The sequence below is a fragment of the Mesorhizobium sp. M8A.F.Ca.ET.057.01.1.1 genome (assembly GCF_003952565.1).
In the GTDB taxonomy this organism is placed as follows: domain Bacteria; phylum Pseudomonadota; class Alphaproteobacteria; order Rhizobiales; family Rhizobiaceae; genus Mesorhizobium.
Genome location: NZ_CP034454.1, coordinates 1,603,645 through 1,616,829 on the forward strand (window position 1 = coordinate 1,603,645; position 13,185 = coordinate 1,616,829).

The window sequence follows — 13,185 nt, forward strand, 5'->3', positions numbered from 1 at the left end:
GGCACCGGCCTTGCTGAATTTCGTATCGAGGGGCCTGAATGACAGCCGTCGCATCGATCTCTCGACCAGGCATCGCCTCGCTGGAGGCGCCACGGCTTGCGCATTATCTCGCCGTCGGGCTGATCGCCGGCGCCATCATCGCCCTGCAGATCGCCGTCATGCGCGTGTTCGCCGTGGGCAGCTGGTCGCATTTCGGATCGCTGGTGGTCAGCCTCGCCATGCTTGGTTTCTCCTTGTCCAGCGTCGTCATCTTCGCCGGCAAGGGCTGGTTCGACCGCCACTGGCAAGGGGCCGCGACTGCGGCCCTGCTGCTGATCGGCCCGCTCGCCGTCGGCGCCAACCTCATCGCCCAGACGGTGCCGTTCAATGCCATCTTCCTGGTTTCCGACCCCCAGCAGAAATGGCGGCTGCTCGCCAATTTCCTGCTCTACCTCCTGCCGTTCCTGGCCGGCGCCTTCTTCCTCGGCATCGTCTTCCTGAAAAGCCGCACCGCCTTCGGGCGCGTCTATTTCGCCGACCTGACCGGCTCGGGGCTTGCCGGCCTCGTCGTGCTGGTGTCGCTGTATCTGTTCGCGCCTGAAACCATCATCGTCGTGCCGCTGCTTTTGTGGGCCGCCGGCTCGCTGCTGTGGTTCGCCGCGTTCGGCGCCTGGAAGAGCGTTGTCGCGGGCGTGGTGGTCGCGACGCTGTCGATATCAGGCTACCTCTTGCTGCCCGGGCTTACAGGCATACCCGACATCACCGTCTCGCCATACAAGGGCGTCGCCTATGCCCGCAATTTTCCGGACGGCAAGCGCATCTACCGCAGCGTCTCGCCGTTCGGCGATTTGCAGGTCTATGCCAGCTCCTACATGCATTTCGCGCCGGGCCTAAGCGACAACGCCGCCTTCGGCATGCCCGAGGTTCCGGCCAACACCTATGTCGGCATGTATCGCGACGGCGATGGGCCGGAAGGCATAATGCGCAACCTGGCGCCGGCCGAGCAGGTCTATTTCCGCTATCTGCCGATGCACTATCCCTATGTCATCAAGGACAAGCCAAAGACATTCGTCGTGCAGTTCGGCGGCGGTATCTCCACGCAGGCCGCACTCAATGCCGGTTCGACCTCGGTGACCGTCGCCGAGAGCAACCCGATGACGTTGCGGGCCTTCCGCGATCCGATCCTCAGGGATGTCACCGGCAATATACTGGCCGAGCCGCAGCTCAAGGTGATCGACTATGACGGGCGGCTGTTCCTCGCCAACACGGCCGAGCGCTACGACGTCATCGACCTCAGCCTGGCCGATAGCGTCGGCCTGTCCAATCCCGGCGGCTTTGCCATTTCGGAGAAATACGCCTACACGCGTGAGGCGATGCTGAGCTACATGCACGCGCTTGCCGATGGCGGCGTGCTGTCGATCACCTTGTGGAACAAGGAAGAGCCGCCGAAATCGGTGCTCAAGCTTTATTCGACCGCCGCCGAAGCGGCAGAGCTTTTCGACCGCCAAGGCGCGGCCAACGACGTCTTCGCCGTGTCTAGCTATCTCTCCACCACGACGGTGCTGTTCAAGCGCGGCGGCTTCACGGAAACCGAAATCAAGACGCTGCGCGACTACACCAAATCGATGTCCTGGGAGGAAGTCTATTATCCAGGAATGGTTTATGAGGGCTCGGGGGCGCAAAAGGTACTCGATGATTACCGCGCGTCGATCTTCGGCAGCGGACAGGACGCGACGCTCACCCAACCCGCCGATGCGTCGGCGCCCGCCGACCCGACCACGCCCGCAAATCCCGATTGTGATCCGACCGCACCCGCCGATCCGACGCTCGATGCCTGCGCGGATGCCGGTGCCGGCCCGCAGGTGTTGCCGGCGACGGAACTGCAGCGCATGACCTGGCACGCGCTTCTGACCGGCGGCTGGGAAAAGCTCGCCGGCGACTATGTCTTCGACGCGCGTGCGCTGAGCAACGACCAGCCGTATTTCGCGGCCTATGTGAAGGTCGCCGACCTGCCGCGCACGCTCGACCGGCTCGACCTGTTCCAGGACGATTGGGGCTATCTCCTGATCTGGGCGACGCTCGGCATTGCCTGCATCACGGCGGCGTCGCTGGTGCTGCTGCCGGTGATCTTCGGCTGGCGCATCGTGTTCTCGCGCTCGCGCGGCAAGCTCGGCACCATCCTCTATTTCGCGTGCCTCGGCCTCGGCTATATCATGGTCGAGGTCGGGCTGATCAGCCGCTTCACCGTGGCGCTGGCCAACCCGACCGTTTCGGCCTCGGTGCTGATCTCCTCGATGCTGGTGTTTTCCGGCCTCGGCAGCCTGTTCGCCGAGCGCATCTTCGACCGTGCCAGGACGCTGCTGCCGATGGTGCTGCTGGCCGTCTGCGCGCTGCTGCTGGTTTACGGGTTCTATCTGTCGCCGGTGCTCGATCGGATCGGCGCCTATCCCTATGCCGTGCGGCTGCTGCTCTGCTTTCTGCTGGTGTCGCCGCCGGCCTTCCTGATGGGCATGCCGATGGCCACCGCCATGACCTGGCTGGCGCGGCTCGGCAAGGAGCATTTGTTCGTCTGGGCGTGGGGCATCAATGGCTGCTTCTCGGTGATCGGCTCGGCCGCGGTGCCGATCGTCGCCACCAGCTTCGGGCTGAGCGCGGTGCTGCAATGGGCAGCGATGGCCTATCTCGTCGCCATTCCGGCCTTCTTCGCGGTGATGTTGCCATCAAGGGCGCCGGCTCTCCGGGTGGTGCCCGCTTGATGCCGGACCGGCGCGCCATCGTCGCCGGACTGCTGGCCACGGCGGCGTTTCCAGCGGCAAGCCAGGGGGCGCGCTTGCACAAGGCGATCTCGACCGTCGTGCCGTTCAAGGCATCGCCGTTTCCGTACCGGGGCAAGCTGCCCGACGGCTCCGCGCCGTTTCTCGACGTCGATGCGAACGGCCGCCACGGCCATACCTCGCCGCGTGGGGGAATCTATTGGGAAGACGAGACCTATTCCGACCGCTCGACGCTGCTCGCGATTCCCAAAGGTTTTGATGCCGCCAAGCCTGCTGTCATCGTCGTGTTCCTCCACGGCAACGGCGCGACCTTGCAGCGCGACGTGGTCGGGCGCCAGCGCGTGGTCGCGCAGGTCGACGCTTCGGGCCTCAACGCCGTGCTGGTGGCGCCGCAATTTGCCCGCGATGCGCAGGATTCCAGCGCCGGCAATTTCTGGACGCCCGGCTATTTTTCCGGGTTCATGGCCGAGGCGGCGCAAGGCCTGGCCAGGCTGACCGGCGCCAAGGCGTCGAAATTCGATGCCATGCCGGTGGTGCTGGTCGCCTATAGCGGCGGCTACAATCCGGCCGCTTCCGTGCTTGGGAACGGTGACATTGGCGGCCGCCTGCTCGGCGTCATCCTGCTCGACGCCGTGTTCGACGAAGCCGACATCTTCGCCGACTGGATCGCGCATCACAGCAAGAGTTTCTTCGTCAGCGCTTATGGCAAATCCTCGGCCTCGGGCAATGCCGAGATCAGGCAGGCGCTGGCACTCATGGGCATCAATGCAAGCGCCGATCCGCCGCGGCGGCTGGAAGCCGGCACCATCGCTCTGCTCGCCTCCGACGCTGCCCACGACAGCTTCGTCACCAAGGCATTCGTCAACAATCCGCTGCAATGGCTGCTGGCCCGGCTGCACGGGTTTTCGCGCTAGGACGTGTCGACATCGGGCCGGCTGAATTCCATGAGCCCTTGCCACTTGAAACCTGGCACTTGAAAGGTTTGGTTTTGAAGCTTAGTGCCCCGCCATGCTTCTGACCGCTATCGTCATTGCCCAGATACTGGACCCGCTCAGGATCGTGCTGATCGCGATCGCCTATTTCCTCAGCCTCAGGGTCAAGCAGCCAAGCGTGAGCTGGCTTGGACTGGTGGCGGCGATTGTCATCATCGCCATTGGCTATCCCTTCGTAGTTCTTGGCCAGTCCGGCGATATCGCCTGGATGAGCGGCGCGGTCGGCGTGATATCGAACGCGCTGATAGCGGCGGTCGTGGCCGGGCTCCTGCGTCTGCAGCGCCGGTTCTTCTGATCGCCAGTGCGGTTCGAGGCACTTAGGTCCTCAATTGAACCACAGCGCGAACGTCAAAAACCCGCCGCCGCCGAACTCGCGCTGGATCTGGTCGAAATCCTCGCTGGTCAGAATCTTGCCGCTTTCGAGGTAAGGCGCGATGCCCGGGCCGGTGATCGACAGCACCAGGTCGAAGGGCTTCGGCTCGTCGAAGAAGCGCTTCATGTTGATGCCCTTGCCGGTGATGCGGAAATGCGGCAGCAGCGCCCGGCCTTCGAGCAAGTCCTCGGCCATGGTCAGGCTGGCGAGCCAGGCCTGCACCTGTTCCTCGCCGACTTCGAGGCCGGTGAGTGGGTTTTCGCCCTTCTGTTGCGGACCCGGCAGCCATTCGCGGTCATTGTCCGTCTCGGCGCGGATCGCCTTCCAGTCCTCGCGCGACAGCCGGATCATTTCCAGCAATTCCCCGCGCGCCGCCTTGCGGCGCTCCGGCTCGATCACCGGCCAGTTGATCATGTGCACCATCGAGATGAAATCGGCGATGCGCCATTCCGACGCGAACATGCTCGAGCCCATCTCGCTGGGCGGCGGCACGAGGATGTCCTGCAACGGCAGCTTGGCGCGCGGAAACAGCATGTGGAACGAGCCGTCGAACGTGCCCCTGAAATCATGCGCAAGCCAGAAATCGGCCTGCGCCATCAGGAACTCGGCATATCCCTGCAGCCAGTAGCCGTCGGCGCGATCGAAGCGGAAGGTGAGCGCCGGTGCGGCCCCGTCTGGCGCCATGCCGCCGTGCGACAGCGCGGCCATGATCGCCGCCATGCTTTCATCTGGTGCGATCGTGCCGTCCTCGTTGAGGTCGATCCCGACATGGATGAGGTCGATGACCATGCCGATATCGGCGCCGGCCGGTACCGAACCCAGTGTCGCGGCGGACTTTGCCAGCCGGTCGCGGAAGGCGACCAGGATGGCGCGGAACTCTTCGTAGGTCAGCGGCTCGGGGTTGGGGTTTGTCGGCACCGGGAGTTGCATCAGCGGCAGCATGAAGGATTGCGGGCTCTCGAAGCCATGGCGGTGCAGGCCGCTCGCCAGCAATTCGAGTGCCGTGAAGAACTCGCCGGCGCCGGCGGCATAGGCCGACGCCGGATCTTTCGGCGCGGCCGCTTCCAACGTCGACAGCGCGCCGTCGCGCGCGGCCACGGTCTTGGCTTCGAACAATGCGGTTGCCGCTTCGGGCATGGCGGCGTTAGCCGAAGACAACGGTACAAGCAGAATAAAGGCTGAGGCCAGCAGGCTCGCAACTCGTTTCATGTTCCCTCCAGGCGCGTTTCGCGCCGGCGACCATACACGAATTTGCCGTCCGCCGTCTGCCGGCCTCGGCGCATGATTGTCGCCGGATGGCTTCAACCCGCCGGACGGACGGTCTACACAGGGCAAGCAAATTGGGCATCGCGTGTCGAACTATCCGCTTTCCTACAAACTGTCCTGGCTGCCACGGTTCCTGAAGCCGTCGCTTGCCGGCGACGCAAACGGGTTTGCCCCAGCTGCCGGGACGCCGATGGATCCGCCGCCGAAGCAGATGGTGCGGCTTGCCTTTGTCGGGGACATCTCGGCCGTGGCCAACCGGAGCGCACCCGACTGCGATCCGGCGATCAGGGCTCTGCTGGGCTCAGCAGACTTGGTGATCGGCAATTGCGAAAGCCCGATCATGGACAAGCCAAGTGCCGTGCTGGGAACCAAGCTTGGCACGCATCATGCGATGAGCGAACGTTTTCTGGTGGAGGCACTGGCGGCGGTCGGGATCGGGCGCGAAAAACTCGTGCTGTCGCTGGCCAACAATCATGTGTTCGACCAGGGTGTCGCCGGTTTCGACGCGACGTTGGCCACGTTGAAGCAACTCGATATCCGCACCATCGGCCCGGCCGCCACTGGTCCGGTCGAACGCTTCGCGGTCGGGCCGCTCGCTCTCGGCTTCGCCGCTTTCACGCTCTGGCGCAACGCCGACGAAAGCCTGTTTGCCGGCCGCGTCTCCATGGAAGGCGATCCGGCGCGCTGGCCGCGCGAGGCGAGCGCGGGGATCGATCTCCTCTGTGCGGTGCCGCACTGGGATTGGGAATTCCGGCATTTTCCGCGTGCCGGGACACGGGCGCTGGCGCGGCGGCTGGCCGGGCACGGCGTCGGGCTGATCGCCGGCCATCATGCCCATGTCTTGCAGCCGGTGCAGCGGATCGGCGAGGCGATCGTCGCCTATGGGCTCGGCGACTTCCTCGGCACCGCCTTTGCCCGCCAGCCATGGCCGGGGCGCATCGGCGGGATTTTCATCGTCGACGTCAGTGCTGAAGCGGACACGCGCGGGGCTGTCGCGGCTTACCGGCTGTATCCGTTCGTGCGGCTGCGCGCCGGCGATCATGAGCGGCTGGCGACGATGGAAGGGGTGGGGGTGCGATGAGGGGAAAGGTTGAGGGGCGGCTGAGGGCGGTTTTCCCTTCTCCCTTGTGGGAGAAGGTGTCGCCGAAGGCGACGGATGAGGGGTGCTCCAGGGAATACCAGCGTCTCACTCCGCTGGAACACCCCTCATCCGTCTCGGCGCTGACGCGCCGATCCACTTTCTCCCACAACAAGGGAGAAGGAAGAAGTGCCCCCCGTCTGGCGCCGCTCCTGCAAAACCAGCTATCATGAACCTGTCGAGCCGACGGGGGATGGCGGTGGAAACAGCGGATTTCATGCCCGATGCAGCGGTCATCGCCGGCATCCGGAAAGATATCGAGGCCTACGAGACGGCGCGGGCGTCGGCGGTCCGACGGGTGCGCTGGCGGGTGCCGCTGTTCGTCGGCCTGGTGCTGGTTGCCGTGGCGGTGGTCGCCTGGCTGTTCAACAAGGTCGCCGATCCCCACGAGCAATGGTTCTCGACGCCGCATGTATTTCTCTATGCCATCGGCTTCGCCGCTTCGGTCCTGCTCTATTTCCAGGCCATGAAACCGGCGACGCGGCTGCAGCAATCGTTCCGCGACACGCTTCTGCCCATCATTTTCGGTTTTATCCGCGATGTGCACTACCAGCACGGCGGAAGGCCGAACTCCTTCGACCGGCTGCCGCGCGAGACGGTCGGGCCTTTCAACCGGCAATCCTTCGACGATGTCGTTTCCGGGCGCTACGAAGAGTTTCCGTTCGAGCTTTACGAGACGGAATTGCGGGAAGGGAACGGCAAGGGTTCGTCGACTGCATTCAAGGGTGTCATCGTCGCCTTCGAGGCCGTCGAGCCGTTCCCGGGCATCCTGGTGGCGACGCGGCGAACCAATGCGGTCGTCGGCTTTTTCCGTGGCATGTTTGGGTCCAAGCTGCAGGACCTGTCGTCGGGCGAGCCTTTTCTCGACGCCGCCTATGAATTCCGCAGCGACAATGTCGAGGCGGCGCGGCCGCTGGTGACCGGGCGGCTGGCGCAGGCACTGAAATGGCTCGGCGAAACCTGGCCGGACGAGCCGGCGCGTGTCGCGCTCAACGGAAGCGACGGTTTTCTGCTCCTGCCGCAAGCGAAGAACTTCTTCGAACTGCCCGCCATTTCGGTGCCGCTGAACTACCAGACCCATGTCGCGCCGATGATCTCGGACATGGGCGCCATGCTGGCGACGGCGGCCTTGGTGAGGAAGATCGGCGTGAGGGACGGGGCGATTTGATAGGCCGAAGCAGGCTCAGCAGTCGAAGCCGTATTTGCCGCGCATATAGTCCGCCTCTTCCTTGGACATTCTCTTGAACATCACACAGACGGTGAAGCTGCCGACCTGATGGCCGTCCCTGGTGTATCCCCAGTCGGAAATGTCGTTACGCGTGAATTCTATATTCTGACCGAGGACGACGTTGTGCACTTCTTCCGGTTCGTTCGCCAATATGCCGGCAAATCCGGTTTCCGTGCGGCGAAACGGTATGACCCAGAAGTGTTCGGTGACGTTGCCGTCACGCACCTTGACCTTCAGTTTGAACCTGTCGGTGCCGGACGGAGGTGTTTCGGACAGTGCCAGGAATTCATCCAGGCTGGCGAGGGCTCGCGCGGTCGCCGCCGCCATATCGGGATCGCCGGGCGCAAAGATCAGCGTCTTGTCGTCACCCGGATCGGCGCCTTGCGCGCCAGCCAGGCCCGGCAAAATCGCCAGCATCAGGGATAGCGTGGTCCGGACGGCGATTTTCATGGAAGTCCCCTTGTCACAAGCGCGACACCATCTCGCATCCGCTTCAAGTTTGCAACCTGAGCGCGAGATTGCTCTCCGCAAAGTGGAAGGATCGAGCCGACCCCACGACATAAAATGTGTACCGATGAAAATCACAGTCCTGTTTCGTGATGCGGTCGGGAAGGGATTGCGGCGGCCGCGTGATCGCCGGCAGCACGAGCCACAATCCGTCAAACGATTCTTTTCGTGCGGAGAACAGCCTTCCATCAGGGCGGGAAAGCTATCGGCGTCGGAGGGCTTGGAGGCTAATGTGTCGGAATTAAGCCAATGATTTCCTTTGCGAAAATTCATTCAACGTGATTTGCCGATGGCGCGCTTTCCGCTCCAGTCTCGGGCCGTTCGGTGCTGCCTCTCCCAAGCGGCGCCGGAAAACCGAAACAGCACGGAGTTCTATCCATGAAGAAGACCCTCGCAACCACCGCCGCTCTGCTCGCCTTTCTTGGCACCGCCTATGCCGCGACCGTTCAGGGCACCATCCAGGCGGTCGATCCGACAACCAAGTCGGTCACCCTCGACGACGGCAAGATCTACCAGTTGTCGCCCGATGCGTCGGTCGGGAAATTGAAGGTCGGCGCCAAGGTGGCGGTCACTGTCGACGACAAGACCGGCATGGTGACGTCGATCAAGAAGGCTTCATAAAGACTCCTGATCGGACTTTTGAGACCCTGCTCCAATCTGGCCGGTTCCTTCGGGGACCGGCCATTTTCATGACCTTGGACCCTCGCCGCCGGGCGACGACGGTGGCGAACCGCCGTAGCGGCAGCGCTGCTATGGTTTTTGCCAAAAGGCCGCGCTATTCCTTGGCTGCGGGGGATTTGCATGGCCGAGGAACAAAAGGGATTTCGCCTGTCGCGGCGGCTGCTACTGGGCGCGGCTGTCCTTAGCGGCGCCGTCCTGTGGGGCGGTACCACCGTGGCGCGGCTGGCGCGAGGCCCGTCAGGGCCGAAGAACACCGGACGCATCGCCGATATCGACGGCATCGCGCTGCCGCTGAAGCCGATCGACAGCCCGCCGGCCTTCGATCCGTCGCTGCCCTGGCTGGCAAAGGGCGGCGACATCAACGATGCCAGCGGCCTGTCGAGGACGCCGGTCTATGGCGTGGTCGAGGTCAGCGAGGAAGAGCATATCGCCAAGGCGCTGGCCTTCGCGCGCGCCAACGGGCTGAAAGTGTCGCTGGCGGCCATCCGCCATTCGATGGGCGGACATGCCTTCGACGACAATGCGCTGGTTCTCGACCTCAGAACGTTCAATAAGGTCAGCGTGGACGCCGCGGCCAAGACGATGACCCTGCAGCCGGGCGCGCGCTGGCACGACATCCAGACCATGCTGCATCCGCGCTTCGCGGTGAAGGCGATGCAGTCGACCGACATTTTTTCGGTCGGCGGCTCGCTGTCGGTGAACGCGCATGGCATGGACCATCAGGCGGGCTCGGTGGCCGGCTCGATCCGCTCGATGCGGGTGATGCTGGCCGACGGATCGGTGACCACCTGCTCCCCAGCCGACAACAGCGAGCTGTTCCGCCATGTTGTCGGCGGCTACGGCCTGTTCGGCGTGGTGCTGGAGGCGACGCTCGATATCGTCGACAACGCCGTCTACCGCACCTCGCGCGAGATCATCAAATCCGACGACTTTCCGAAATTCTTCGCCGAGGTGCTGGAGCCGAACAAGGACATCGGCCTGTTCTACGGCCATCTGTCGACGGCGCCGGGCAATTTCCTCGAGGACATGATCGTCTACCGCTACGACAAGGTGGCGGAGCAGCCGCCGGCGGACCAGCCGGCGCTCGGTGAACCCGATGGCGTCGGCCTCAAACGGGTGATCATGAACATGGCCAAATGGGGCAGCGCGTTCCAGGAACTGAAATGGTTCACCGAAAAGACGCTGGAGCCGAAATTCGAGAGCTGCACGGTGCCGCGCACCTCGGCGCTTGCCCAGGGCGAGGCCTGTCTCGTCACCCGCAACAACCCGATGCACGATTCGGTGCCGTATCTGTTCAACGACCTCATGAACGAGACCGACATACTGCACGAATATTTTATTCCTCGCGCCGCGTATAATCCATTCATCGCGGAAGCGCGCGAAATCCTGCGCAACCAGGATCTGCCCGTCCTCAACGCCTCGGTGCGCATCGTCCACAAGGAGGACGTGGCGCTGACCTACGCGCCCGAGCCGGCCTATTCGCTGGTGCTCTATATCAACCAGCCGACCGATGCCGATGGCAACGCCAGGATGCGGGCGCTGACGCGGGCGCTGATCGACGTGACGATCAAGCATGGCGGGCGATTCTTCCTGCCCTATCAGCTGCATTATACGGGCAAGGAGCTGCTGGCGTCCTATCCCGAACTGCCGGCCTTCCTGGCGGCAAAGCGGCGCCATGATCCGACGGAACTGTTTTCCTCGACCTTCTACCGTGCCATCAAGGCGCTGAGCGGGGTGGTATAAGAAGCAGTTCCAGGAAAAGCGTGAAGCGGTTTTCCCGCCTGGAACTGCTCAGGAATAGAGCAGGAGAACAGTCAATGCGCATGGTATCGGCGGCGGCCCTCACTCTTATCGCGCTGTGCGCTGGATCCGCCGGAGCCGAGGACCTCAAGGCCTTCAAGGTGACGATCGACGGCAAGGCGGTTGATATCGACGCCGGCGAGAGCACCCATGTGACGTTGCCGGACGGCAGACAGGTCGAAGTGAAGCTCGACAAGAACGATTTCGCCACCTTTTCCGGCGGCAGTTTCTCCTTCAACCATCCGAGTGGAATTTCGGTGACCAAGACCGATCTCGGCGAGAACATCACGCAATATCTGATGGCCTCGGCGCTGGGCACGATCGTCGTGGTGCAGGAATACAGCGAGATGAACCCGGTGTCGCTCAACCAGCTGATGCTGCAGGAGATGACCAAGGAATCGGTGCAGGCGGGTGCTGCGCTCACGCAGCAGCCGACGACGCGCAAGCTTGCCGACGGCAAGGAGTTGACCGGCATCACCGCCGAGGTGAAGACCCGAACCGACACCGCTTATTTCGAGATCGTCGGCTACGGTCGCGCCGACCAGGGGCTGTTGTTCATCACACGCGTCGCGGGCGAGGATGCGGCGACCGAGAAGCCGCTGATCGACAAATTCTGGCAGAGCCTGAAGGTAAAGATGTAGGCGAGGCCTACAGCTTGCTCGGCACCAGGCCGGCCAGCCAGTTCACGGAGCGCTTTGCCGCGTCGGCGGTTGCCGAGGCGGCGCGGCCGAGATCGGTCTTGACCACGGCGTAGCCGTTCTTCGTGCGATAGAGCACGCCCGTTCCGCCATCGACCACCTGTTCATAAGCGACGGGCCGAGCAGCGGCCGCGTCCACGGCCGTCGTCGGCGAACCGACCGGGACGCTCGGCCGATGGCTGAGCTCCGGCGGCAGCGGGCTTTCCGTTCTGACGGTCTTGCTGGCGGGCTTCAGTTCCGGGCCGGACGCGATCGCGGCCAGATGCGATGAGGACGCCGAGCCCTTGGTACGGCAGATGCCGGACACCAGCGGATAGTTGAAATTGCGCTCGTGCAGGATCTGGCTCTTCATCGCGGCTTCGCAATCGGCGATGGTCGACCACTTGGCCGGCGTCTCGCCGATATATTCGCACAGCTTGGCGTCGCAGTCACAGCCGACGATGGTCATGGCGACAAGGGCGGTCTTGATCACGGTCTCGTCCCTTCGAGATGCCCCCCGGCTACCTCAAGCAACCCATCGCGCCCGAACAAGGCGGGAATTTGGCCCCGATTGTGGGATGAGCGTGGCTGAGTGCTCGATATAGCAGATCTTTGTGGAGCGTGGCCGAAAGGTCTCAGTAGTCGTAGACGTGTTCGAGCCTGGCGCCGGCCTTGATCAGCGACGGCAGCACCAGGTGCAGCTTGCGCACGGCCACGACCATGCCGGTGCGGCGCGTCGAGGGATCAGCCGGGAGCGGATAGCTGAACAGGATGCGCATGCCTTCGGGAATGGCGATCGCGTCGGTCGACAGCACCGTGACCATGATCTCGTCATTGCCGCCGATCTCGACGAAGGAGACACCCTTGTCGATCAGCCGCGGGATCATGTCGGTGAAGACCTGATAGCGCTTGGTGACGAAGACGGTGCCGTCCGCGCCCATGTCCCGTTCTAGCAAGGTGTCGGGCTCGTTGCGGGTGGCCTCGCCGACCGGCCCCTTGGCCCAGACATGGACATCGAGGAAGGCCGGATCGGAGGTCGCGGCCAGCGCCTGCTTGATCAGATCGGCATAGCCTTGCTTGATGGTGTCGGCGAGACCGAAAGCGAGCTTGCGTTCGCTGGTGCGGATGGAACTGTCACCAGGCGCCGGCTGCACGGCAAACAGCCCGGCGCGCTTTTGCGCGTAGGGGAATTGGTACCACGGCACCTGGTCGAGAAAAGCTGCATAATCCGCCGCCACCTTGGCCTGGTAGATGTCGGCGGCGGTACGCTTGGTCGATGCCGCCTCGGTGATACGGCCGACCGTGTTCTCATAGGCCCATTGCAGGATATGCTCGATCGAATGGCTGGTGCCGATGATCACCAGCATCTGGTGGTTGGCGTAGTTGAACTTGTAGGGGGAACTGGCGCGGATGACCGTCGCGTAATCCTGCCAGAAGCGGCCGACATAGGACCAATAGGGAAAGCCGCTCGGCTGGTCCTTGGCGACGAAACCGGCATATTCGCGCGCGGCGTAGACGATCGCCCATTCGGGGTAGGTGAGGAAGGTCGATTCTTCCGGCCGCTGATAACCGGGAATCTCGGCGCGCACCTTGTCGGCCAGCGTTTTGGGCGGCGCGCCGTCGGCAATGCCGGGCAGCGGCGTCCTGTCGAGCGACGGCGTGGTTACGAAGCCATAGGCAAGCCCGGCGATGGGGATCAGGATGACGATGACGATCAGCCAGAGGATCGTCTTGACGATGCGCTTTATCAAGCGGAACAGGAACATGGCC

Annotated in this window: 12 protein-coding genes; 8 read left to right on the plus strand and 4 right to left on the minus strand. The window is 63.6% G+C overall.

Features of this window, described 5'->3' with window-relative positions; genetic code table 11:
• Positions 1-38: 38 nt before the first annotated feature.
• From EJ077_RS07205 to EJ077_RS07215, 3 genes are all read left to right on the plus strand, one after another.
• Positions 39-2,735, plus strand: a complete 2,697-nt coding sequence (locus EJ077_RS07205) for a hypothetical protein (RefSeq protein WP_208700760.1) — start codon at positions 39-41, stop codon at positions 2,733-2,735.
• On the plus strand, positions 2,735-3,667 hold the full coding sequence (locus EJ077_RS07210; RefSeq protein ID WP_208700762.1) for a hypothetical protein: 933 nt from the start codon (positions 2,735-2,737) through the stop codon (positions 3,665-3,667). Before EJ077_RS07205 ends, EJ077_RS07210 begins: the two co-directional genes overlap by 1 nt.
• 94 nt (positions 3,668-3,761) lie before the next feature.
• Positions 3,762-4,040, plus strand: coding sequence for a hypothetical protein (locus tag EJ077_RS07215; protein ID WP_208700764.1), 279 nt, complete (start codon positions 3,762-3,764; stop codon positions 4,038-4,040).
• Positions 4,041-4,070: 30 nt separating this feature from the next.
• On the opposite strand, the gene EJ077_RS07220 is transcribed toward EJ077_RS07215, so the two are convergent.
• Positions 4,071-5,327 (minus strand): hypothetical protein, encoded by a 1,257-nt coding sequence (locus EJ077_RS07220; RefSeq protein ID WP_208700767.1) that lies wholly within the window; start codon positions 5,325-5,327, stop codon positions 4,071-4,073.
• A gap of 142 nt (positions 5,328-5,469) precedes the next feature.
• On the opposite strand from EJ077_RS07220, the gene EJ077_RS07225 reads away from it, so the two are divergent.
• Positions 5,470-6,465 carry a CapA family protein gene (locus EJ077_RS07225; RefSeq protein WP_245458659.1) on the plus strand — a complete coding sequence of 332 codons (996 nt, stop codon included), beginning with the start codon at positions 5,470-5,472 and terminating at the stop codon, positions 6,463-6,465.
• Between the two features lie 250 nt (positions 6,466-6,715).
• The gene (locus EJ077_RS07230; protein WP_208700769.1) at positions 6,716-7,690 is read left to right on the plus strand and encodes a DUF3137 domain-containing protein; all 975 of its coding nucleotides are present in this window, start codon (positions 6,716-6,718) and stop codon (positions 7,688-7,690) included.
• Positions 7,691-7,705: 15 nt separating this feature from the next.
• Here the strand turns inward: EJ077_RS07230 and EJ077_RS07235 are convergent, their stop codons facing one another.
• Positions 7,706-8,200, minus strand: a complete 495-nt coding sequence (locus EJ077_RS07235) for a YegJ family protein (RefSeq protein ID WP_208700771.1) — start codon at positions 8,198-8,200, stop codon at positions 7,706-7,708.
• A 435-nt stretch (positions 8,201-8,635) separates the two neighbouring features.
• Between EJ077_RS07235 and EJ077_RS07240 the strand changes: the two genes are divergently transcribed.
• The 3 genes from EJ077_RS07240 to EJ077_RS07250 all read left to right on the plus strand — a co-directional run bounded on the left by EJ077_RS07240 (position 8,636) and on the right by EJ077_RS07250 (position 11,379).
• On the plus strand, positions 8,636-8,878 hold the full coding sequence (locus tag EJ077_RS07240) for a DUF1344 domain-containing protein (RefSeq protein WP_015316128.1): 243 nt from the start codon (positions 8,636-8,638) through the stop codon (positions 8,876-8,878).
• 180 nt (positions 8,879-9,058) lie between these two features.
• A complete protein-coding gene (locus EJ077_RS07245; RefSeq protein ID WP_208700773.1) occupies positions 9,059-10,681 on the plus strand; it encodes an FAD-binding oxidoreductase in 1,623 nt (540 codons plus the stop codon).
• Positions 10,682-10,755: 74 nt separating this feature from the next.
• The gene (locus tag EJ077_RS07250; protein ID WP_208700775.1) at positions 10,756-11,379 is read left to right on the plus strand and encodes a hypothetical protein; all 624 of its coding nucleotides are present in this window, start codon (positions 10,756-10,758) and stop codon (positions 11,377-11,379) included.
• A 7-nt stretch (positions 11,380-11,386) separates the two neighbouring features.
• On the opposite strand, the gene EJ077_RS07255 is transcribed toward EJ077_RS07250, so the two are convergent.
• Both EJ077_RS07255 and EJ077_RS07260 read right to left on the minus strand, forming a co-directional pair.
• A complete protein-coding gene (locus EJ077_RS07255; protein ID WP_208700777.1) occupies positions 11,387-11,908 on the minus strand; it encodes a hypothetical protein in 522 nt (173 codons plus the stop codon).
• A gap of 142 nt (positions 11,909-12,050) precedes the next feature.
• Positions 12,051-13,181: a hypothetical protein gene (locus EJ077_RS07260; RefSeq protein WP_208700779.1), complete on the minus strand. Its 1,131-nt coding sequence runs from the start codon at positions 13,179-13,181 to the stop codon at positions 12,051-12,053.
• Positions 13,182-13,185 lie beyond the last annotated feature (4 nt).